The 22,574-nt window shown below is 65.0% G+C and carries 17 protein-coding genes and 3 tRNA genes; 17 read left to right on the top strand and 3 right to left on the bottom strand.

Annotation, left to right across the window (positions count from 1 at the left end; genetic code table 11):
* The first annotated feature begins 131 nt into the window (after positions 1-131).
* From queA to lnt, 10 genes are all read left to right on the top strand, one after another.
* Entirely contained in the window at positions 132-1,211 is a 1,080-nt protein-coding gene (gene queA, locus ACWPWO_RS03825) for a tRNA preQ1(34) S-adenosylmethionine ribosyltransferase-isomerase QueA (RefSeq protein ID WP_454004531.1), read from the top strand.
* Entirely contained in the window at positions 1,192-2,376 is a 1,185-nt protein-coding gene (gene tgt / locus ACWPWO_RS03820) for a tRNA guanosine(34) transglycosylase Tgt (RefSeq protein WP_394064234.1), read from the top strand. The genes queA and tgt overlap by 20 nt, the downstream gene beginning before the upstream one ends.
* A 38-nt stretch (positions 2,377-2,414) precedes the next feature.
* Positions 2,415-2,759 (top strand): preprotein translocase subunit YajC, encoded by a 345-nt coding sequence (gene yajC / locus ACWPWO_RS03815; RefSeq protein ID WP_394064232.1) that lies wholly within the window; start codon positions 2,415-2,417, stop codon positions 2,757-2,759.
* A 60-nt stretch (positions 2,760-2,819) separates the two neighbouring features.
* Positions 2,820-4,682: a protein translocase subunit SecD gene (secD, locus tag ACWPWO_RS03810; protein WP_454004528.1), complete on the top strand. Its 1,863-nt coding sequence runs from the start codon at positions 2,820-2,822 to the stop codon at positions 4,680-4,682.
* A gap of 52 nt (positions 4,683-4,734) precedes the next feature.
* Complete coding sequence (secF, locus tag ACWPWO_RS03805; RefSeq protein ID WP_454004526.1) at positions 4,735-5,673, top strand: protein translocase subunit SecF; 939 nt, start codon at positions 4,735-4,737, stop codon at positions 5,671-5,673.
* 733 nt (positions 5,674-6,406) lie between these two features.
* On the top strand, positions 6,407-7,807 hold the full coding sequence (miaB, locus tag ACWPWO_RS03800; RefSeq protein WP_394064226.1) for a tRNA (N6-isopentenyl adenosine(37)-C2)-methylthiotransferase MiaB: 1,401 nt from the start codon (positions 6,407-6,409) through the stop codon (positions 7,805-7,807).
* Position 7,808: 1 nt separating this feature from the next.
* Positions 7,809-8,804 carry a PhoH family protein gene (locus ACWPWO_RS03795; RefSeq protein ID WP_454004524.1) on the top strand — a complete coding sequence of 332 codons (996 nt, stop codon included), beginning with the start codon at positions 7,809-7,811 and terminating at the stop codon, positions 8,802-8,804.
* Positions 8,797-9,273, top strand: a complete 477-nt coding sequence (gene ybeY / locus ACWPWO_RS03790; protein WP_454004522.1) for an rRNA maturation RNase YbeY — start codon at positions 8,797-8,799, stop codon at positions 9,271-9,273. The genes ACWPWO_RS03795 and ybeY overlap by 8 nt, the downstream gene beginning before the upstream one ends.
* Before the next feature lie 102 nt (positions 9,274-9,375).
* Positions 9,376-10,257 (top strand): HlyC/CorC family transporter, encoded by an 882-nt coding sequence (locus ACWPWO_RS03785; protein WP_454004521.1) that lies wholly within the window; start codon positions 9,376-9,378, stop codon positions 10,255-10,257.
* On the top strand, positions 10,244-11,884 hold the full coding sequence (lnt, locus tag ACWPWO_RS03780; RefSeq protein ID WP_454004519.1) for an apolipoprotein N-acyltransferase: 1,641 nt from the start codon (positions 10,244-10,246) through the stop codon (positions 11,882-11,884). Before ACWPWO_RS03785 ends, lnt begins: the two co-directional genes overlap by 14 nt.
* A 70-nt stretch (positions 11,885-11,954) precedes the next feature.
* On the opposite strand, the gene ACWPWO_RS03775 is transcribed toward lnt, so the two are convergent.
* Positions 11,955-14,777, bottom strand: coding sequence for an EAL domain-containing protein (locus ACWPWO_RS03775; RefSeq protein WP_454004518.1), 2,823 nt, complete (start codon positions 14,775-14,777; stop codon positions 11,955-11,957).
* A 596-nt stretch (positions 14,778-15,373) separates the two neighbouring features.
* Here ACWPWO_RS03775 and ACWPWO_RS03770 point away from each other — a divergent pair.
* From ACWPWO_RS03770 to ACWPWO_RS03760, 3 genes are all read left to right on the top strand, one after another.
* Positions 15,374-15,449: transfer RNA gene (locus ACWPWO_RS03770), tRNA-Ala, on the top strand.
* Positions 15,450-15,470: 21 nt separating this feature from the next.
* Positions 15,471-15,546, top strand: a tRNA-Glu gene (locus tag ACWPWO_RS03765).
* 23 nt (positions 15,547-15,569) lie between these two features.
* Positions 15,570-15,646, top strand: a tRNA-Asp gene (locus ACWPWO_RS03760).
* A gap of 199 nt (positions 15,647-15,845) precedes the next feature.
* Here the strand turns inward: ACWPWO_RS03760 and ACWPWO_RS03755 are convergent.
* Positions 15,846-16,406, bottom strand: a complete 561-nt coding sequence (locus ACWPWO_RS03755; protein ID WP_454004516.1) for a hypothetical protein — start codon at positions 16,404-16,406, stop codon at positions 15,846-15,848.
* A gap of 142 nt (positions 16,407-16,548) precedes the next feature.
* Here ACWPWO_RS03755 and ACWPWO_RS03750 point away from each other — a divergent pair, with 142 nt between their 5' ends.
* The 4 genes from ACWPWO_RS03750 (at position 16,549) to ACWPWO_RS03735 (ending at position 21,932) form a co-directional block, all read left to right on the top strand.
* Entirely contained in the window at positions 16,549-17,160 is a 612-nt protein-coding gene (locus ACWPWO_RS03750; protein WP_454004514.1) for a TetR/AcrR family transcriptional regulator, read from the top strand.
* Between the two features lie 51 nt (positions 17,161-17,211).
* On the top strand, positions 17,212-18,297 hold the full coding sequence (locus tag ACWPWO_RS03745) for an efflux RND transporter periplasmic adaptor subunit (RefSeq protein WP_454004513.1): 1,086 nt from the start codon (positions 17,212-17,214) through the stop codon (positions 18,295-18,297).
* A complete protein-coding gene (locus ACWPWO_RS03740; RefSeq protein ID WP_454004511.1) occupies positions 18,294-21,365 on the top strand; it encodes an efflux RND transporter permease subunit in 3,072 nt (1,023 codons plus the stop codon). The genes ACWPWO_RS03745 and ACWPWO_RS03740 overlap by 4 nt, the downstream gene beginning before the upstream one ends.
* 108 nt (positions 21,366-21,473) lie before the next feature.
* On the top strand, positions 21,474-21,932 hold the full coding sequence (locus tag ACWPWO_RS03735; protein ID WP_454004509.1) for a DUF3293 domain-containing protein: 459 nt from the start codon (positions 21,474-21,476) through the stop codon (positions 21,930-21,932).
* Between the two features lies 1 nt (position 21,933).
* Here the strand turns inward: ACWPWO_RS03735 and ACWPWO_RS03730 are convergent, their stop codons facing one another.
* Complete coding sequence (locus ACWPWO_RS03730) at positions 21,934-22,356, bottom strand: acyl-CoA thioesterase (protein ID WP_454004507.1); 423 nt, start codon at positions 22,354-22,356, stop codon at positions 21,934-21,936.
* Between the last annotated feature and the right edge of the window lie 218 nt (positions 22,357-22,574).

Genomic DNA, 22,574 nt, shown 5'->3' with positions numbered 1-22,574 from the left:
TGGAAAGCCCCAAGCATACCGAAAGAAAAACAGCGAGGAAACGGCGACTTCGGTAATCCGGGGACAAAGCGTTAAAATGGTCGGCTTATATCGGGTCCGGCCATCCCGCGCCCGGACCTTCATTGCACACCATGAGCATCGATCCCTCTCTTGATATCTCGCAGTTCGACTATGAACTGCCTCCCGAGCTGATCGCCCAGAGCCCCGCCGCCCAGCGCCAGGACAGCCGCCTGCTGCGCCTGGACGGCGCCGGCCGGGTGCACGATCTGCGCTTCACCGACCTGCCCGGCCTGCTGCGCCGCGGCGACCTGCTGGTCTTCAACGACACCCGCGTCATCAAGGCGCGCCTGCACGGCCGCAAAAACAGCGGCGGCAAGGTCGAGGTGCTGATCGAGCGCGTCACCGGCCCGGACACCGCCCTGGCCCACATCCGCGCCAGCAAGTCGCCCAAGGCCGGCGCCCTGCTGGAGCTGGCCGAAGGGCGCGTGCTGGCCGACTGCACCGGACGCGAGGGCGCCCTGTTCGCCCTGCGCTTTCACGAACCCGTGCTGGACATGCTGGAGCAGTACGGCGCCACGCCCCTGCCGCCCTACATCACCCACCAGGCCGACGCGCAGGACGAATCCCGCTACCAGACCGTCTATGCCCGCCATCCCGGCGCCGTGGCCGCGCCCACGGCCGGGCTGCACTTCACCGACGACATGCTCGCGCTGCTGCGCGAACAGGGCGCGGAGCAGGCCTTCGTCACCCTGCACGTGGGCGCCGGCACCTTCCAGCCCGTGCGCGTGGACAAGATCAGCGAACACGTCATGCATGCCGAACGCTATCGCGTGCCGGCGCAGACCCTGGAAAAGATCCAGGCCGCCCGCGCCGCGGGGGGCCGCGTGATCGCCGTGGGCACCACCAGCGTGCGCTCGCTGGAATCGGCGGCCCGCCGGGAAGAAAGCAACAGCCACCTGTGCCCGGACGGCAGCATCGAAGGCGACACGCGCCTGTTCATCACCCCCGGCTACCAGTATCAGTGGGTCGACGCCCTGATCACCAATTTCCACCTGCCCCAGTCCACCCTGCTGATGCTGGTGTCGGCGCTGGCCGGCATGGAACCCATACAACGTGCCTACCGGCACGCCGTCCAATCCCGGTATCGCTTCTTCAGCTACGGCGATGCCATGTTCATCGAGCCCCCACCCCATGAGCGGACTGAAGTTTGACCTGCTGAGCACCGACGGCGCCGCGCGCCGTGGCCAGCTCACCCTGAACCACGGCGTCGTGCAGACGCCCATCTTCATGCCGGTCGGCACCTATGGCAGCGTCAAGGCCATGATGCCGCACGAGCTCAAGGACAACGGCGCCCAGATCATTCTGGGCAACACCTTCCACCTGTGGCTGCGGCCCGGCACTCAGGTGCTGGACCGCTTCGGCGGCCTGCACGGCTTCATGGGCTGGGACAAGCCCATCCTGACCGACTCGGGCGGCTTCCAGGTGTTCAGCCTGAAAGGCATGCGCAAGATCACCGAGGAAGGCGTCAAGTTCGCCTCCCCCATCACCGGCGAGCGCCTGTTCCTCACGCCCGAGGAATCCATGCGCATCCAGTATTCGCTCAATTCGGACATCGCCATGGTGTTCGACGAGTGCACGCCCTACCTGATCGAGGACCGGCCCGCCACGCACGCCGAGGCCGCCACGTCCATGCGCATGTCGCTGCGCTGGGCGCGCCGCTCGCGCGAGGAATTCAAGCGCCTGGGCAACCCCAACGCCTTGTTCGGCATCGTGCAGGGCGGCATGTTCGAAGACCTGCGCGACGAATCCCTGGCCGGCCTGACCGACATCGGCTTCGAAGGCTATGCCATCGGCGGCCTGTCCGTGGGCGAGCCCAAAGAAGAGATGATGCGCATCCTGGCGCACACGACTCCGCGCCTGCCCGCGCAGGCGCCGCGCTACCTGATGGGCGTGGGCACGCCCGAGGACCTGGTGGAAGGCGTCAGCCGGGGCGTGGACATGTTCGACTGCGTCATGCCCACCCGCAACGCCCGCAACGGCTGGCTGTTCACCCGCTACGGCGACATCAAGATCCGCAACGCCCGCTATCGCGACGACACCCGCCCCCTGGACGAGGGCTGTCGCTGCCACACCTGCATGAACTTCTCGCGCGCCTACCTGCACCACCTGCAACGCGCCAACGAGATCACCGGCGCGCGCCTGAACACCATCCACAATCTACATTTCTACCTGCAGATCATGAAAGAGATGCGCGAGGCCATCGAGCAGAAGCGGTTCGAAGCCTGGCGCGAACAGTTCCACCAGAACCGGGCGCATGGCATCGATGGAGGCCGTCTTGAGTTCCTGCAACAAACTACCGCTACAATACAGAGTTAGTTTTTACAACCCACATTAAAAATACTCAGGAGCCCTCCATGTCCGCAGTTGACATCTTGACTCTCATTCCAGCACAGGCGGCCGCCGGCGGCGAAAACGCCCTGATGGGCATGCTGCCCATCATTCTGATGTTCGTCGTGCTGTATTTCCTGATGATCCGCCCCCAGATGAAGCGTCAGAAAGAGCATCGCAACCTGGTCGCCGGCCTGTCCAAGGGCGACGAGGTCATCACCTCCGGCGGCCTGCTGGGCAAGGTCAGCAAGGTGCACGACAACTACCTGACCATCGAAGTGGCCAACCTGGCCGACAAGCCCGTCGAGATCCTGGTCCAGCGCGTGGCCGTGACGACCGTGCTGCCCAAGGGCACCATCAAGTCGCTGTAATGCCCCCGACCCCGGACCCTGGTCCGGGGTTGCCATTTCTGCACCCGCCGTAGATACCCCATGAATCGTTACCCCATCTGGAAATATCTCATCGTATTGGTGGCCCTCGCGATCGGCCTGCTCTATACGCTGCCCAACTTCTTTGGCGAATCGCCTGCCGTCCAGGTCTCCAGCGCCAAATCCACCGTACGGGTCGACTCCAGCCTGCTGAGCCAGATCGACGAGCTGCTCAAGCGCAACAATATTCCCACGACGGGTTCGTATTTTGAACAGAACGGTCCCAGCGCCACCGCGCGCGTCCGTTTCGAGTCCACCGACACCCAGCTCAAGGCCAAGGACCTGATCGAGCGCGAGCTCAACAAGGACGCCTCCGCCCCCGACTACACCGTCGCCCTGAACCTGCTGCCCGCCTCGCCCTCCTGGCTGACGGCCCTGGGCGCACATCCCATGTACCTGGGCCTGGACCTGCGCGGCGGCGTGCACTTCCTGCTGCAGGTGGACATGCAGGGCGCGCTGACCGCCCGCTACGATTCCATGGTGGCCGACGCCCGCAGCGTGCTGCGCGAAGCCAAGACGGCGGTCGGCGGCATCGAGCGCGAAGGCCAGTCCCTGCGCCTCACCTTCGCCTCCGAGCAGGATCGCGACGCCGCCCAGCTGGAACTGCGCCGCGGCATGCCCGACCTGGTCTTCACCAATGCCGGCCCCACCGGCCTGACCGGCCGCCTGTCCGAGGCCGCCGTCATCCAGGTCCAGAGCAACGCCCTGAAACAGAACATCACCACCCTGCACAACCGGATCAACGAGCTGGGCGTGGCCGAGCCCGTCATCCAGCAGCAGGGCGCGGACCGCATCGTGGTCCAGCTGCCCGGCGTGCAGGACGTGGCCAAGGCCAAGGAAATCCTGGGCCGCACCGCCACCCTGGAGCTGCGCATGGTGGAGGACTCCCCGGCCGCCATCGCCGCCCTGAACGCGGGCACGGTGCCTTTCGGCCTGGAGCGCTATACCGAGCGCGGCGGCGCGCCCCTGCTGCTGCGCCGCCAGGTCATCCTGACCGGCGAGAACCTGCAGGACGCCCAGCCCGGCCGCGATCACCAGACCCAGCAGCCCACGGTCAACCTGACCCTGGACAACAAGGGCTCGCGCATCTTCCGCGACGTCACCCGCAACAACATCAACAAGCGCATGGCCATCGTGCTGTTCGAGAACGGCGTGGGGGAAGTGGTCACCGCGCCTGTCATCCGCAGCGAGATCCCCAACGGCCAGGTCCAGATCAGCGGCAGCAGGAGCGCCCAGGAAGCGGCCGACATCCCCCCGCTGCCGCGCGCCGGCACGCTGGCCGCGCCCATGAGCATCATCGAAGAGCGCACCATCGGCCCGAGCCTGGGCGCGGACAACATCCGCCAGGGCTTCGACGCCACGCTGTACGGCTTCATCGCCATCGCCATCTTCATCATCCTGTACTACCACCTGATGGGGGTGTTCTCCACCATAGGCCTGGCCTTCAACGTGCTCTTGCTGCTGGCGGTGCTGTCCATGCTGCAGGCCACGCTGACCCTGCCGGGCATCGCGGCCATCGCGCTGACGCTGGGCATGGCCATCGACGCCAACGTGCTGATCAACGAGCGCATCCGCGAAGAACTGCGCAACGGCGCCTCGCCCCAGCAGGCCATCCACCTGGGCTTTGACCGCGCCTGGGCCACCATCTTCGACTCCAATCTGACCAGCCTGATCGTCGGGGTGGCGCTGCTGGCCTTCGGCTCCGGCCCGATCCGCGGCTTCGCGGTGGTGCACTGCATCGGCATCCTGACCTCCATGTTCTCCTCCGTGGTCGGCGTACGCGCCCTGGTCAATCTCTGGTACGGCAACAAGCGCCGCCTGCAGAAGATCTCCATCGGCCAGGTCTGGAAACCACAGGACAAGTAATGCGCCCGCGCCGGCAGGCGCCGGCCAGGCCCCACAACAGGCATAACGCATCATGGAATTTTTTCGTATTCACCGCAGCATCCCGTTCATGCGCCATGCACTGGTGCTGAACCTGATCAGTCTGCTGACCTTCATCGCGGCGGTCGTGTTTATCGTCCTGCGCGGCTTTCACCTGTCGATCGAATTCACCGGCGGCACGGTCATGGAAGTGCACTACCAGCAGACCGTGCAGGTCGAGGAAGTGCGCCGCTCGGTCCAGTCGCTGGGCTACTCCGACTTCCAGGTCCAGAACTTCGGCACTTCCCAGGACATCATGATCCGGCTGCCCGTGCAGGACGGAAAGGACTCGGCCCAGCAAAGCGACCAGGTCCTGCAGGCCCTCAAGCAGCAGCACGCCGACGTGGAGCTGCGTCGCGTCGAATTCGTCGGCCCGCAGGCGGGCCAGGAACTGCTGCACAACGGCCTGATGGCGCTAGCCTTCGTGGTCGCGGGCATCCTGCTGTACCTGGGCTTTCGCTTCGAATGGAAGCTGGCGCTGGCCTGCGCCATCGCCAACCTGCACGACGTGGTCATCATCCTGGGCTTCTTCGCCTTCTTCCAGTGGGAATTCTCGCTGTCGGTGCTGGCTGGCGTGCTGGCCGTGCTGGGCTACTCCGTGAACGAATCCGTGGTGGTCATGGACCGTATCCGCGAGAACTTCCGCAAGCAGCGCAAGATGTCCGTGTCCGACATCATCGACCTGTCCATCACGCAGAACATCTCGCGCACCATCATCACCCACGGCTCCACCCAGATGATGGTGCTGTCGATCTTCTTCTTCGGCGGCCCCACCCTGCACAACTTCTCCCTGGCCCTGACCATCGGCATCTGGTTCGGCATCTACTCCTCCGTATTCGTGGCCGCCGCCATCTCCATGTGGCTGGGCGTCAAGCGCGAGGACCTGGTCAAGCCCATCAAGAAGGACGAAGGCGGCGAAGTCCTGGAAGGCTGATCTTCCTTCCTTTCCTTTCACTCAAGCCCGGCATGCTCATGCCGGGTTTTTTTTGCTTCGTCGTTTTCCAGGGCCATCACAGAAGGACAGAGGCTTCTTGGGCCAAGCGGTGGAAAGTCTCGGTTTTCTTGAGGGGGCCTGGGCGGCAGTGCACAGACGTCCAAAACATCAAGAGCAACACTCAAAGGCCACAATGCGACGAGAAAGACCCTCTTTATCGGCAAAACGCGTTCGTTGACTGGTCGATAAGGTGGCCATTGTGAGCCGTTCGGGAAGTGGGCGGACCCGGCAGGGCGGGTCAGATGGCTTGCCGCAGGCGGGGGAGCGATCCGGGAGGCAAGCGCCTTGCTGTTTGAGCCGCACGCTTGTGGTTCGGCACGAACCACGCGGCGAGTTCAAGGCGCGCCCGGAGCGATCCGCCGACAAGGGCACCGGTGCGCAGCACCGGCAAGCCGTCAGCCCAGACGGGTCCGCCCACTTCCCGAACGGCGTCTTTACAAAGGCCAGCTCTGCTATCGACTGGTCGACTCAGGTTCTATATTCAATGCAAAAGCTTTTTTACTGCCGGAACACTGGACCGCCCAATAAAAAGACGCCCCATGCTCAGCAAGCAGCCCCCAGCCTGCGCGGCAGCATCACGGGCTTTTTTTCCGCCCTGCAGGCGGCGGCGCTATAATGAGCGATTCATCATTTCCAACCGCCCCCGGGATATACACCCGTCACGGCCCCATCCATGACCGACACCACCCTGCCCACGCCCGCCAGCGCGGACAACGCCGCCAAGCCTGTCCGCAAGCTCTTCATCCGCACCTTCGGCTGCCAGATGAACGAGTACGACTCCGAGAAAATGGCCGACATCCTGAACCAGGACCGGCCGGTGGAACTGACCACCAATCCCGAAGAAGCCGACATCATCCTGTTCAACACCTGTTCGGTGCGCGAGAAGGCGCAGGAAAAAGTATTCTCCGACCTGGGCCGTGTACAACACCTGAAGGCCCTCAACCCGGACCTGGTGATCGGCGTGGGCGGCTGCGTGGCCAGCCAGGAAGGCGACACCATCATCCGCCGCGCCCCCTACGTGGACGTGGTCTTCGGCCCCCAGACCCTGCACCGCCTGCCCGAACTCATCGTCAAGCGGCGCAACAGCGGCCGCTCGCAGGTGGACATCAGCTTTCCCGAAATCGAGAAATTCGACGCCCTGCCGCCGGCCCGCGTGGAAGGCTACTCGGCCTTCGTGTCCATCATGGAAGGCTGCAGCAAGTATTGCAGCTTCTGCGTGGTGCCCTACACCCGCGGTCCTGAAGTCTCGCGTCCCTTCGACGACGTGCTCATGGAGATCGCGGACCTGGCCGACCAGGGCGTGCGCGAAGTCACCCTGCTGGGCCAGAACGTGAACGCCTACCGCGGCCCCACCGGCGTGGCCGGCGAAATCGCGGACTTCGCCATGCTGCTGGAGTACGTGCACGAGATCCCCGGCATCGAACGCATCCGCTACACCACCTCGCACCCCAAGGAGATGACCTCGCGCCTGATCGAGGCCCACGGCAAGCTCCCCAAGCTGGTGCCCTTCCTGCACCTGCCCGTGCAGGCCGGCAGCGATCGCGTGCTGGCCGCCATGAAGCGCGGCTACACCTCGCTGGAATTCAAGTCCATCGTGCGCCGCCTGCGCGAAGCGCGCCCCGGCATGGTGCTGTCCTCCGACTTCATCGTGGGTTTCCCGGGCGAGACCGAGGACGACTTCCAGAAGACGCTCAAGCTGATACGCGACGTCAACTTCGACCAGTCCTTCTCCTTCGTGTATTCACGCCGTCCCGGCACGCCCGCCGCGGACCTGGAGGACACCACCTCCAAGGAAGAAAAGCTGGACCGGCTGCACCGCCTGCAGGCCCTGATCAACGAACAGGCGCAGGCCATCAGCCAGGCCATGGTGGGCGGCGTGCAGCGCATCCTGGTCGAAGGCACCTCGCGCAAGGACGAATCCGAGCTGATGGGCCGCACCGAGAACAACCGCATCATCAATTTCCCCGGCGGCAAGCGCCTGATCGGTCAGATCGTGGACGTGCGCGTCACCCAGGCGCTGACCAATACCCTGCGCGGCGAAGTCCTCACGCAGGAACTCGTAACGGGAGCCTGACATGAGCGCCAACCGACGACGCATGCCCACCACGCTGCGCCTGGACGGGGACAACACCCACCTGGCCAATCTGTGCGGCCCGCTGGACGAGAACCTCAAGCAGATCGCCATCGCCTACGGCGTCACGGTGCGCCGGCGCGGCAGCCACGTGTCCGTCGAAGGCGAGCGCGCTGCCGAAGCCGCCAAGGCCATCGCCTGGTTCCACGCCCGCGCCGTGCACCAGGCGCTGAACATCGACGACATCCAATTGGGCCTGGTGGAGCTGGGCGCCAGCCGCAGCCGAGACGAAGAACGCCAGCAGGACGCCCTGCCGGAACCGCCTCCGGTGGGCCAGGACGACTTCCAGCTGCGCACCAGCAAGCGCGACCTGCGCCCGCGCACGCCGCGCCAGCGCGACTACCTGCGCAACATACTGCACCACGACGTCACCTTCGGCGTCGGACCGGCCGGCACGGGCAAGACCTGGCTGGCGGTCGCCTGCGCCATCGACGCCCTGGAGCGCGAATCGGTGCAGCGCCTGATCCTGACCCGTCCGGCCGTGGAAGCAGGCGAACGCCTGGGCTTTCTGCCCGGCGACCTGGCCCAGAAAGTGGACCCCTACCTGCGTCCGCTCTACGACGCCCTCTATGACCTGATGGGCCTGGAGAAAGTCCAGCGCCTGTTCGAAAAGCAGACCATCGAGATCGCCCCGCTGGCCTACATGCGCGGGCGCACGCTCAATCATGCCTTCGTGATCCTGGACGAGGCCCAGAACACCACGCCCGAACAGATGAAGATGTTCCTGACACGCATCGGCTTCGGCAGCAAGGCCGTGATCACCGGCGACCCCACCCAGGTGGACCTGCCCAAGGGTCAGCGCAGCGGCCTGACCCACGCGGTCAACATCCTGAAGGACGTGCAGGGCATCGCCTCCACCCAGTTCACCAGCCGCGACGTGGTGCGCCATCCCCTGGTCGCCCGCATCGTGGACGCCTACGAGAATGCCGGCGATGCCTGACCTGACCCTGAGCGTCCAGTACGCCGCCGCCTGTCCCGAACTGCCCCGCTGGCGCCTGCGCCGCTGGATGCAGCGCGCCCTGGACATCGCCTGCGAACGCATCCATCCCGAAGACCGTTTCAGCGGCCTGTCGGCCACCCTGCGCATCGTGGATGCCGAGGAAGGCCGCAGCCTGAACCAGGGCTACCGCGAGAAAGACTACGCCACCAACGTGCTGACCTTCGAATACGGCCAGGATCCGGAAGGCGTGGTCCACGGAGACATCGTGCTGTGTCTGCCCGTGCTCGAACGCGAAGCCGGCGAGCAGGGCAAGCCCCTGCTGCATCACGCCGCCCATCTGGTGGTCCATGGCACCCTGCACGCCCTGGGCTACGACCACATCGAGGAAAACGAGGCGCAGGACATGGAAGCGCTGGAGACGGCCGTGCTGGCCAGCCTGCGCATTCCCGATCCCTACCAGGAACGCTAGCCCGCAAGGGGCGCCGGCCGCCGCGGCCAGGCCCCTTCCAGCCCATGTCCTGCGTCCATTTTTCGGTTATGCTAACTTTTCCATCAACTCGTCCTTCGGACAATGTCAGATTCTGCCCCCGACCCTGAACCGCGCGCTTCCAAACCCGGTTCGACCAACCCCATCTCCCGCCTGAGTGCCTTCTTCAACCGGCGCGCCGAGCCCGAAGACCGAGAAGACCTCAAGGCCCTGCTTGTCTCGGCGCACGAGCGCCAGGTCATCGACGACGAATCCCTTTCCATGATCGCCGGCACGCTGGACATGGCCAGCAAGACGGTCGCGGACATCATGGTGCCGCGCTCCAAGATCGACATGCTGGACATCGCCAAGCCCCTGGCCGAGCTGCTGCCCGTCATCATCGAAACGGGGCACAGCCGCTTCCCCATCTACGAGAACGAACGCGACAACATCATCGGCATCCTGCTGGCCAAGGACCTGCTGCTGTCCATCGCCAACCCGACCATAGACCTGCGTCCGCTGATCCGGCCGGCCGTCTTCATCCCGGAGACCAAGCGCCTGAACGTGCTGCTGCACGAGTTCCGCAGCAGCCGCAACCACATCGCCGTGGTCATCGACGAGCATGGCGGCACCGCCGGCCTGGTCACCATGGAAGACGTGCTGGAGCAGATCGTCGGCGACATCGAGGACGAATACGACGAGGATGCCGAGCAGACCATCTTCCAGGCCAGCCCCGACAGCTGGCGGGTCATGGCGCTGACGGAAATCCCGGATTTCAACGAGGCCTTCCACACGTCCCTGCCCAACGACGACTTCGACACCGTGGGCGGCTGGCTCGCTTCCGAGCTGGGCCACATCCCCCGCCGGGGCGACGTCGTCCAGCTGGACGGCATCAGCATCACGGTGGTGCGCGCCGATGCCAAACGCGCCCTGTGGCTGCACGTGCAGCGGGCCGTTCCCGCCGAGCCCGATCTTGAACACAACTGATCCCAAGCCCTTGCCAGAGGCCCTGCGCATCGCCCTGCTGATCGCACTGGGCGGCTTCCACGCCCTGTCCTTCTCCATCGGCCCGCTGCCGGCCTGGACGCTGCCCTTCTATCAGATCGCCCTGCTGGCCATGGCCAGTTCGCAGATCATGGCGTCCGCCGGCATGCGCCAGGCCTTCGGACGCGCCTGGCTGTTCGGCCTGGGCCACTTCGGGGTGGGCGTCTACTGGCTGTACATCAGCATGCACCAGTACGGCGGCATGCCCGGCTGGCTGGCTGCGCTGGCCGTGCTGTTGCTGGCCGCCGCCCTGGCCCTGTTCCTGGGACTGGCGGCCGCCCTGTGGCAGGGCCTGCGAAGCGGCCTGCGAGCCGATGCCTGGCCCGCCCGCCTGCTGCTGGCCGCCGCCTGGGCCAGTTGCTGGACCCTGGCCGAATGGCTGCGCGGCACGCTGTTCACTGGCTTTCCGTGGCTGAACATCGGCTACGCCCATGCCGAAGGCATGTTCGCCGGCTGGGCGCCCGTCGTGGGCGTGTATGGGCTGGCCTGGATGTCCGCCTTCAGCGCAGCCGCCATCGCCCAGTTCGCCGCCTCCAAGGACAAGAACCAGAGCCCGTCCACCGCCATCGGCATCGGCGCGGCGCTGCTGCTCGGGCTGGTGGGCATAGGCCTGCCCCATGTCGCCTGGGTGCAGGCCGACGGCCAACCCTTCATCGTGCGCCTGGTACAAGGCAATGTGGACCAGGCGGACAAGTTCGGCCAGTCCATGGAGCAGGGCATACGGCGTTACTACGAACTGGCCGACGTGCCCGCCAAGTCGCCGGAAGACGCGCCGCGCCTGATCGCGCTGCCCGAGACCGTCATCCCCGTCCTGCAGAACCGCCTGGATCCCGCTTTCTGGCAGGACTGGACGGAGCTGGCGCGGCGCCGCCAGGCCGATGTGATCCTGGGCGTTCCCATGGACCGCAGCCAGCCCCAGGGCGACTTCCAGTACACCAACAGCGCCCTGCTGATCCGGCCGGACACCCGTCCCGAGGACATCCTGCAAAGCGCGGCCCCCTATTACGACAAGCACCACCTGGTGCCGTTCGGCGAGTTCATCCCGCCGGGCTTTCGCTGGTTCGTGGACATGATGCAGATCCCGCTGGGCGACTTCTATCGCGGCGCGTTGCCCCAGCCGCCCTTCCGCCTGGACCAGGGCCGCATCGCGCCCAACATCTGCTACGAGGACGTCTTCGGCGAGGAAATCCTGCAGGCCGTGCGCGGCGACGGCCGCAACCCCGGCGCCAACCTGCTGCTGAACCTGAGCAATCTGGGCTGGTTCGGCGACTCCTGGGCGCTCAGCCAGCACCTGCAGATTTCCCGCATGCGCTCCCTGGAAACCGGCCGGCCCATGCTGCGCGCCACCAATACCGGCATGACGGCCGCCATCGATCCGCGCGGCCGCATCCGCGCCGTCCTGCCGCCGCTCAAGCCAGGCGTGCTGGACGTGGAAGTCCAAGGCACACGGGGGCTGACGCCCTATGTGCGCATGGGCAATCTGCCCGTGCTGGCCTGGTCCGCACTGATTCTGATCCTGCTGCTGTGGCAGGGCCGGCGCAAGGCGGCCGGAAAGGACGAGGCGGCCTGAAGGAGAAAGCGGGCCGTCGGGGCCTGCACCGCGGACTGAAAAAAGAACAGGCTCCGGCCTGTTCTTTTTTTCAGGCGGACTCCTCTTCGAACCGCGTGCGCGTGCGGCGCACGAAGTCCTGTGCGCGATCGCGATTCCAGTCCTTGCACCACTGGACGAAATCCGCGGCCGGGATGGGCGGCGAGCAGAGATAGCCCTGCATGTAGTCGCAGCCGGCGTGATGCAGCAGCTCCACTTGCTCGTAGGTGGTGACGCCCTCGGCCACGACGCGCAAGCCCAACTTCTGCGCCATGACGATCATGGCCTGGGTCAGCACCAGATCCTCGCTGCCCTGTGCCAGGTTGCGGATGTAGCACTGGTCTATCTTGAGCACATTGATGGAGAAGCGCTTCAGGTGCGAGAGCGACGAATAGCCCGTGCCGAAGTCGTCCAGCGCCACGCCCATGCCGTATTCGCGCAGGAAGCGCAATTGCTGCAAGGCCTGATCCTGGCCGTCCAGAAGCAGCCGTTCCGTGATCTCCACCACCAGCGCATCGCCCGGAATGTTTTCGCTCTGCAGGTGCTCGACCCAGTCGCGGGCGCAGGAGCCGTTGAGCTTGAATTGCGCCGGCGACACGTTCAAGCCGACCCGGAAGCCTGGATCCAGCTCGCGCCGCAATTCCATGGCGGCCCGGGCGGCCGTCTCGAAGACCCATTCGCCGATCGCGACGATCAGTCCGGAATCTTCGGAGAAAGGGATGAATTCCGACGGCGGCACCAGCCCCAGCTGCGGATGCTCCCAGCGGATCAGGGCCTCGGCGCGCGAGATCATGCCGGTCTCCAGGTCGACGATGGGCTGGTAGTAAAGGCGGAACTGTTGCTCATGCAAGGCGTTCTGCAGATCCTGCGAAAAGCGCAGACGCGCCTGGACGGCCTCGCCCATGGCGGGCAGGAAGCGGCAATACTGGTTGCGGCCGCAGGCCTTGGCCGCGTACATGGCCATGTCGGCGTTCTTGAGCAGTTCGCCGGCGTCGTCGCCGTCCTCCGGATACAGGGTGATGCCGATGCTGGCCGACACCGCCACGGAGTTGTTGTCCAGCTGGAACGGTTCCTCGATGGTGTCCAGCATGCAGCGGCAGGTGCGCTCCACGATGGATGGGTCGCTGATGTCCGAGATGATCACCGTGAACTCGTCGCCGCCGATGCGCGCCACGGTATCGGGCCCCCGCACGCATTGCTGCAGGCGTCGCGCGACCTCCTGCAGCAGGACATCGCCCTTCTCGTGGCCCAGCGAATCATTCACGTCCTTGAAGAAATCCAGGTCCATGAAGATCAGGGCGAATGGCAGGCCGGTGCGCTGGGACTGCTCCATGGCCTGCTGCAGCCTGTCCTGGAACATCTGCCGGTTGGGCAGGCCCGTCAGATGATCGTAGTGCGCCTGCCTCCACATCTGCGCCTCGCGCTTCTTGTGGCTGGTGATGTCCGTGAACAGGCCGATGTGGCGATAGACCGTGCCGTCGGGATTCCATGCCGTACTGATGGTCAGGCGTTCCGCGTATTCCTCGCCGCTCTTGCGACGGTTCCAGATATCGCCCTGCCAGCGGCCGGTCTCGATGATCTCCTGCCACATCTTGCGGTAGAACTCCTTGTCCTGCCGGCCCGAACTGAGGATGGCCAGGGTGCGCCCGCGCACCTCGTCCAGCGCATAGCCCGTGATGCGGCTGAAAGCCGGGTTGGCATCGACCACGTGCCCGAAGCGGTCCGTCACGACGATGGCCTCGCACGTGTTGTCGTAGACCACGGCCGCCAGCCGCCCCGTCACTTCGTTGCGCACGCGGGTGGTGATGTCCTGGACCACCGCCACCGTGGTGACGCGGCCCTCCAGGCGTATGGGCACCTCGCACACTTCCACGTCGATGCTCTTGCCGTCATGGCGCACGGCGCGGGTCTCGTAGCGCACGCTGTTGGCGCCCAGGTGGCGCTTGGGAACGACCTCGGACAAGGAAGGAAAGCGCGGTTCCAGGAAGACATCGGCCAGGGTCAGGTTCTGGCGCAACTGGGCGCGCGTATAACCCAGCGTATCGGCCAGCTTCTTGTTGACGAAATCGAACCGGCCCTCGCTGGATATGTAAACGCCCAGCAAAGGGTTATGGCTGAGGCTGCGGCAAGCGGCATTGACCTGTGCAAGATTGCGCTGCTGAATGGAAAGCTGCGCATCCAATTGCTGGATGCGCAAACCGCAAAAGTTCAGGACCCGCGACAGATAATTGATTTCACGCGTGCCCGAAGCCGTGCTCTTGGCGCGATAATTGCCGCGGAAAAAAGCGCCGGCCTGAGCCGACAATTGATTCAGGGGCTGGGCCGCCCAAGCGCGAAACATCAGGTATGAACCGATCAGCGCCAGTATGTTCAGGCCCAGCAGCGCGAGCACCGTCCAGCGATGCCGGGCCTGCGTCTTCTGGCGCTGCAGCTCGAAGGAATCCAGCAGTTGCTGCGTGTTGTGGCGGAACAGGGAGTCTTCGGCGCTGAGGGTGGCGGCCGGCAGCAGCACCTGATCGGGGGAAGCCGGGAAATCCAGCCGCATCAGGCGGCGCTGCCATTCGTTGGTGACCTGTCCGACCAGCCCCAGGAGCGGCTTGTCCAGCGGCTCCAGCCGCACGCCGTCCACCGTGCCGCCTTCCTTGAGCAACTGCACCACGTTCTGGAACTGCTGGTCCAGCCGGCGCAGCCGCGACGGCGTGGCGCTGTCGGGCGCAGACAGCCCCACGCAATAGCTTATCTCGGACAATTTATGCGTCTGTGCGCTGCCGGCCTGAAGCTGGGCCTTGGCCTGGTTCTGCTTGTAGATGACGGTGACCGTGGCCGAAACCAGCAACAGCCAGATCAAGAGCACCCATATCAGCAAAGCGCCCAAGCTGATTCGTCTTTGGGCGTCCGCAGGGACAGGCATGGACGAAGATGTGCACTGCTTAGCTGACATAGCGCCATTAAATAAAAAATGCAGGCTCCGGGAATGGCCTACAAAACGTAATTATTGCAGGTGAAATGTTACTCGCTGAAGCATACCATTAATAGATTGCAGCACTGGGGACATTTATCAAGAAGCGCTTGATACAGCGCTTGCGGCGTTGAAATAAAGCATCGGTGCATTCGGACGGCGAGTGAAAAAAGATACAAGTTGATCCGTGCAAGCAGGCGGAAATTGCAACGCGACGAAACAAGTTAGCTTTTCAGACCGGAGCGCCGCATCGTGGAACGGCGCATCGTCATGCCGCGTCTCGCCGCCTGACGCCCCGCGCCGACCGCATTCACCTGCGCGCATATGTAACGTCGCTGCGCTCACAATCACATTTTCACTGTATCTTCATACAGACAGGCAGGCTGATACGCCTTCCAGACGCACTTTTTTGAGCTGTTCGGTCATTTTTTCCAAAAAGGGCTTGCGCAAAGCAAAAAACATGTTCATAATCTCATTTCTTCGTTGGTGGACAACAAGTTGAACACCGAAATGGGGGTATAGCTCAGCTGGGAGAGCGCTTGCATGGCATGCAAGAGGTCAGCGGTTCGATCCCGCTTACCTCCACCAAGACGAAGAAATGCATGTCCTGTCCCCTTCGTCTAGAGGCCTAGGACACCACCCTTTCACGGTGGGTACAGGGGTTCGAATCCCCTAGGGGACGCCAACGCTTCTGCTTGGCACCGCTGCGGAGCGGTAGTTCAGTTGGTTAGAATACCGGCCTGTCACGCCGGGGGTCGCGGGTTCGAGCCCCGTCCGCTCCGCCAAAGAATTCCAAAGCCCGACGATGTCACATCGTCGGGCTTTTTGTTTTTTGATCCCCCGCGCAGGCCATGCAGACCTGCACCATGCGGCAAGACATGGCTTGCATGCGGCCTGCGCCGCTATCGTAGAGACAACAGCCTCCACACGGGCATCGTCGACGCCGCCGACCTGCGTCCGATGGGCGCCGACTTCCGAAGTCGCTCAATCAGTCGACAGTTTGCCCAGCGCCTGCCGCTTGGACTGGACCCAGTTGCCCTGCTTGTCGAGCTTGAGCGTGGCGCGATACTGCAAGGTGGGGCAACAATTGGAGTCATCCTCGTCGAAATCCAGATACTCCACCACCAGCGTATCGTGCGTGGCGGAGACGATGCGCTCCAGGAAACGCGTGTTGAACTCGAAACTGGCCAAAGGGGATGAACGGGACGGATCAACGTAATATTGGCCTCGCGGCCCCCGGATCACATAAGCCGCGTTGTAGCCGGTGGTGCCCGAGCCGCCGGCGCAGCCCACGTCGCCCGCCCAGAATGCCAGATACTCCGCATCGTCATAATCATCGGCGCCTCGGTACGGCCGCAGGGCCGCGATCAGGTCGGGAGAGATCTGTTCGCTGCCCTCCATGTCCATGCAGGACACCGCCTGCCCATACTCCCACGCTTTCTGCGCCACGTTGCGCATCACCGACTCCGCGCTTTCATCCTGCGCCCAGACTGCCGGCGCCACGCACAACAAGCCCCAGATCCCCAACCGCACCGCTCGCTTCATGACATCCTCTATTTACTTTTGAGCCGCTGTCGCAAACTGCTGATTTTATCGGATTCGTCAGGCCCGCGGCAGCCGGGCCTCTTGCCGCCAGAGCTCGATAAGGTTAACGTATTTCATTATCGTTACCTGACCACGCCTTCCCATGCCAGCCAGCACCAGCGGACAACGCGGCCCCAGCGATCACCACAGACGCGAACAGATCATCGAACAGGCCGATGCGCATTTCCGGCTGTACGGCTATCGCAAGACCTCGGTCGCCAGCCTGGCAAAAGCCATCGGGGTGTCCAGCGCCTACCTGTACCGCTTCTTCGACTCCAAGCAGGCCATAGGCCAGGCCATCTGTCATTCCGTGCTGGCCGGCCTGACCACGCAACTGCAAGCCATCGTGGACAGCGATCTGCCCGCCATCGAACGCCTGCGCCGCTACACCGACACCGCCTGCACGCTCAGCCTGGAGCTGTTCCTGCAGGAAGGCCGCATGCACGAAGTGGTCATCGAAGCGCTGCAGAACGCCTGGCCGCCCGTGGCCTTGTACGAGCAACAGTTGCTGGAGCAGATCACCACCCTGGTGCGCCGCGGGCGCGACAGCGGCGACTTCGAACGGCGCACGCCTCTGGACGAAGTGGCCCAGGGCATTCTCGAAGCTTTGACCCCCTGTCTGCATCCCGTGCTGCTGGAGATGCGCCCCCCGGCCGAAACCCGCCAGGGGCTGCACGTGGCCACGCAGCTCATCCTGCGCAGCCTGATGCCTTGAAACCCCTGAAAGTTACGATTCAAAATAATCTTTACCCATCCGGAGTCTGGCATGGTCTTTACGCGACACATCTCCCCTGTTCTGGCGCTGACCGCCGCACTGCTGCTGGCGGGCTGCAAAGGCCAGGCCCATGACGTCGATCCGCGCACCCAGCCCCCCCTGGTCATCCAGGATCAGGTCCGCCCGCCGCAGACCGAACAGCGCCGTTTCCTCGGACTGGTCAGCGCTCGCGTGGAGAGTCCGCTCAGCTTCCGGGTGGGCGGCAAGATAGAAACGCGGCAGGTCCAGAACGGGGAACGCGTGGAGCGCGGGCAGGTTCTGATGACGCTCGATCCCAAGGACCTTCGCCTCGACCACCAGGCCCGGCAGGCCGCCGTGCAGGCGGCCCGCGCACAGGCCGAGCAGGCCCAGGCCGACCTGCGGCGCATGAAACTGCTGGTGGACCAGGGCGCCGTCTCGCGCCAGGCCTACGAACAAAGCCGCCAGGCCGCCACCAGCGCACAGGCCAATCTGCAGTCGGCGCGGGCGCAGGCGGAAATATCCCGCAATGCAGACCAGTACAGCACCCTGAAGGCGGAGGCCGATGGCGTGATCACGGCGCAACTGGCCGATGCCGGCCAGGTGGTCGGAGCCGGCCAGGCCGTGCTCCAGCTCGCCCACGACGGTCCGCGCGACGTGCTGGTCAGTCTGCCCGAACAGATGGATGTGCCCCCGGGCACGCACGCGCGCGTCGAGCTCGCCGGCCGGCAGACCTTCGCGCCGGCCCGTTTGCGGGAGCTGGCCCAGTCTTCCGACCCCGCCACGCGCAGCTACCAGGCGCGCTTCTCGCTGGATGACGAGCAGGCGCAGCCCCGCCTGGGCTCGAGCGCGATCGTCTACCTGGACATGCCTGGCGCCGCGGGGCTGAACCAGGTGCCCATTACGGCGCTCTACGATGCCGGCCAGGGGCCGGGCGTCTGGGTCATCGCCGAAGACGACACCGTGCATTGGCAGGCCGTGCAGATCGCCCGGCTGGCCGAAGAAAACGCGTATCTCTCCCACGGGCCGCAAGCCGGCGCCGCCATCGTGGCGCTGGGCGCTAACCTCCTGCATGAAGGGCAGAAAGTGCGCCCCCAGCCGCGCAAGGCGGGTGAATGATGGAGCGCTTCAATCTCTCCGCCCTGGCGGTGCGTGAACGCGCCGTCACCCTGTTCCTGATCATCGCCGTCGTGGCCTCCGGCGTGTATTCCTTCATCAAGCTCGGGCGCGCCGAAGATCCGGACTTCACGGTCAAGGTGCTGACGGTGACGACCCTGTGGCCCGGCGCCACCGCCCAGGAGATGCAGGACCTGGTGGCCGAGCCCCTGGAAAAACGCATGCAGGAGCTGCGCTGGTTCGATCGCGTCGAGACCGTCACCCGGCCGGGCACGGCCCTGATGGTGGTCCTGCTCAAGGACTCCATGCCGCCCAAGGACGTGCAGAGCGAGTTCTACCAATTGCGCAAGAAACTGCAGGACCAGGCTCCGCGCCTGCCTCAAGGCGTGCAGGGGCCTTTCGTGAACGACGAGTATTCCGACGTGTCATTCGGCCTGTTCGCCCTGCAGGCCCCGGGGCTGCCGCCGCGACTGCTGGCGCGTGAAGCCGAGAACGTGCGCAGCCGCCTGCTGCAGGTGCCGGGCGTCAAGAAGGTCAACATCCTGGGCGAACAGGGCGAGCGCATCTTCGTGGACCTGGACGAAGGCAAGCTGCACAATCTGGGCGTACACCCGCAGCAGATCCTGGCGGCCCTGTCGCAGCGCGGCGCCATGACGGCCGCGGGCGCTATCAGCACCGAAGGGCCGCGCATCCACCTGCGCCTGGCCGCCGGCCTGGACGACCCCGAGGCCGTGCGCCACACCTACGTCTACGTGCAGGGCCCGAACCTGCGCCTGCGGGCCATCTCCAGCGTCACGCGCGGCTACGAGGACCCGCCCACCTTCGAGATCCATCACAACGGTCAGTTCGCCATGCTGCTGGGCGTGGTCATGCAGGAAGGCTACAACGGCTTGCGCCTGGGCGAGGACCTGGAGCAGGCGCGCCGCGACATCGCCGCGGACCTGCCCCTGGGCTTCCAGTTCGACACCGTCACCAACCAGGCCGTGAACATCGCCTCGGCGGTGGACGAATTCATGCTGAAGTTCTTCGCCGCGCTGGGCGTGGTGCTGCTGGTCAGCCTGACAAGCATGGGCTGGCGCGTGGGCATCGTGGTCTCGGCCGCCGTGCCGCTGACCCTGGCCATGGTCTTCGTCATCATGATGATGACGGACCGGGTGTTCGACCGCGTCACGCTGGGCGCGCTCATCATCTCGCTGGGCCTGCTGGTGGACGACGCCATCATTGCCATCGAGATCATGATCGTGAAGATGGAGGAAGGCATGGACCGCCTGAAGGCCGCCGCCTATGCCTGGAACCATACGGCCGCGCCCATGCTGTCAGGCACGCTGGTGACCATCATCGGATTCCTGCCGGTGGGCTTCGCCCGCTCCTCGGCCGGCGAGTACGCCGGCAATATCTTCTGGATCCTGGCCGCCGCCCTGCTCGCCTCCTGGCTGGTGGCGGTGGCCTTTACGCCCTACATGGGCGTGAAGCTGCTGCCGCCCATCGCGGCGCGGCCGGGCGGCCACCAGGCCATCTACGACACGCCCAACTATGCCCGCCTGCGACGCATGATCGCCTGGTCCGTGCACCACAAGTTCCTGGTGGCCGCCGTCGTCGCGCTCGCGCTGGCGCTGTCCGTGCTGGGCATGGGGCTGGTCAAGCAGCAGTTCTTCCCGACTTCGGACCGGCCCGAGCTGCTGGTGGAAGTCCAGTTGCCCGAAGGCAGCAGCATCCAGGCGACGCAATCCGTCACCCGCCAGGTGGAGCGCTGGCTGATGGGGCAGCCCGAAACGCGCCTGGTCACCAGCTATACCGGCCAGGGCGCGCCGCGTTTCTTTCTGTCCTACAACCCTGAACTGCCCGATCCCTCGTTCGCGCGGCTGATCGTACTGACGCCCGACGACAAGGCGCGCGACGCGCTGCAGGCCCGATTCCGGCAGAGCGTGGCGGACGGCCTTGCTCCCGGCGCGCGCGTGCGCGCCACCCAGCTGGTGTTCGGCCCGGCCACCAAATATCCTGTCGAATTCCTGGTTCGCGGACCGGATGTGGCCGCCCTGCGCGGCATCGCCGAGCAGGCCATGGCCATCATGCGCGCCGACCCGGCCATGCGCCAGGTCAATGTGGACTGGGGCGGACGCGTGCCCGTCCTGAAACTGGACGCCGATTCCGAACGCCTGCAGGCCCTGGGCCTGGACCGCCAGAGCCTGGCCGAACAGATCCGGCTGCAGTTGGACGGCGCCACGATCGCCGAGTATCGCGAAGATGTGCGCAATGTCCTGGTGGTGGCGCGCAGTTCAAGCGCCAACCGGCATGATCCCGCCCGGCTGGCAGGCCTGACGGTCGTCAACGACCAGGGCCGCAGCCTGTCCCTGGAGCAAATCGGCAAGCTGGAGATCCTCCAGGAGGATCCGACACTGGCGCGCCGCAACCGCCTGCCCACCATGACAATACGCGGCGACATCGATGACGCCCTGCAGCCTGCCGAGGTGGCGCACCGCCTGATGCGCGACTTCCAGCCGCTGATCGACGCCCTGCCGCCGGGCTACCGCATCGAGATGAGCGGCATCACGGCCGAAGCCGACAAGGCCAACGACGCGCTGCTGCCGGTATTCCCGGTCATGGTCGCGCTGATGCTGCTGGTCATCGTCATCCAGGTCCGTTCGCTGTCGGCCATGTTCATGGTGTTCCTGACCGCGCCGCTGGGGCTGATCGGCAGCGTACCGGCCCTGCTGATCTTCCAGCAGCCCTTCGGCTTCACGGCCATCCTGGGCCTGATCGGTCTGGCCGGCATCCTGATGCGCAATACCTTGATCCTGATCGAGCAGATCAAGACCAATCGCGCCGAAGGGGCCTCGCCCTACGATGCGGTGATCGAGGCCACCGTACAGCGCGCCCGCCCCGTGATCCTGACCGCCCTGGCCGCCGTGCTGGCGTTCATCCCGCTGTCTTTTTCCATCTTCTGGGGATCCATGGCCCTGACCCTGATCGGAGGCACCGCCGTCGGCACCGTGCTGACCCTGCTCTTCCTGCCCAGCCTGTATGCAATCTGGAACAGAATCGAGGACCCGCGCGCGGCCGAACTTGCCTGAGTCCGGATATTGTGCAAATAATGGTTGCACGACTCGCCGCCAGTCAGCCCGGCCGCTGACTGGCTCCGGCACCGGGCCCGGCGGTCCACGCACACGCAGGACGGCATCATGCTTGAAAAGGTTGATCTACCCGCATCCCTGTCCAAGGCCTTTCAGCAGGCCATCTACCAGGTGCAGACTCCCGAAGGGGAACTGAAGCTGCGCATCGGCGCGCACCACCCTCGCCTGGCCCGGTGGCTCGACACGGAAAACTGCCGCGGCGCCGCCATACTGACGGCCTACAATCCGCAAGCCCAATTGTGCGACGACAGCTTCAACGAAGCCGTGCAGGAAACCCTGCTGCGTTCGCTGCAGCAACTGGGGTTGCGCTGGTGGCCCGCCGTGAACCTGGATCCGACCGGCAAATGGCCGCCCGAACCGGGCTTTCTGGTGCTGGACATCGGCCTGCACCAAGCGCGCTGGCTGGCCCGCCTGTTCAATCAGCTAGCCTTCGTCTACGTCCGGCCGGACGGCACCCCCAGCCTGCAGCAGGTGCAGCAACGGCTGCGCCTGTCCGAACCGGCGTGACTCAGTCCGCGCCGACGCTTTCCAGACGCCGGCGGAAATCGGCGGCAACCGGCTCGCCCTTCAGGCGCCCTTCGGGCAGGACCCGCGCCCAGGCCCGCCATTCATGACCTGTAGCCACCAGCAGGCCGTCCATGTTGTAGACCTCGTAATCCAGCTTGAAGCGCCGCTCCAACCATTGCGCCACCCGCACGCACACCCGTATGTCGCGGTCATAGGCGACCGGTGCGCGAAAGTTCGCGCCCACATCCACCAGCGGCGTCACCGCCCCGTGCTCCTGGCGCAATACGCGCTGGCTCAAGCCGACCCGGCGCAACCAGGCCTGATAGGTGCAATCGAACCAGTAGAAGTAATTGGGATAGAACACGATACCGGCCTCATCGCAATCCCCCCACTCCACGGTGATGCGGCGCTCGAACGCATGCATGGCAATCCTTGGCTGAAAAAACCCAGGCATTTTAGCGCTAAAGCATTTGTCCCTTCCCCGCGCCTTTCCAAACACGGGAAACATTTTGAATACATTTTCCATGAAACAATTTGCTACTTTATAAATAGCAGAAGTTAGCAACTTATAGGCTCAAGTTCGGCAAACAAGCACTCAGCCATGCGCCGCCTCGCCGGCAGCGCGGGGCGCCGTCCCTGCCG

The sequence above is a fragment of the Alcaligenes sp. Marseille-Q7550 genome (genome assembly GCF_965112015.1).
Note: the sequence above shows the minus strand (reverse complement) of the source record. Positions and strands in the feature narration are given on the sequence as shown.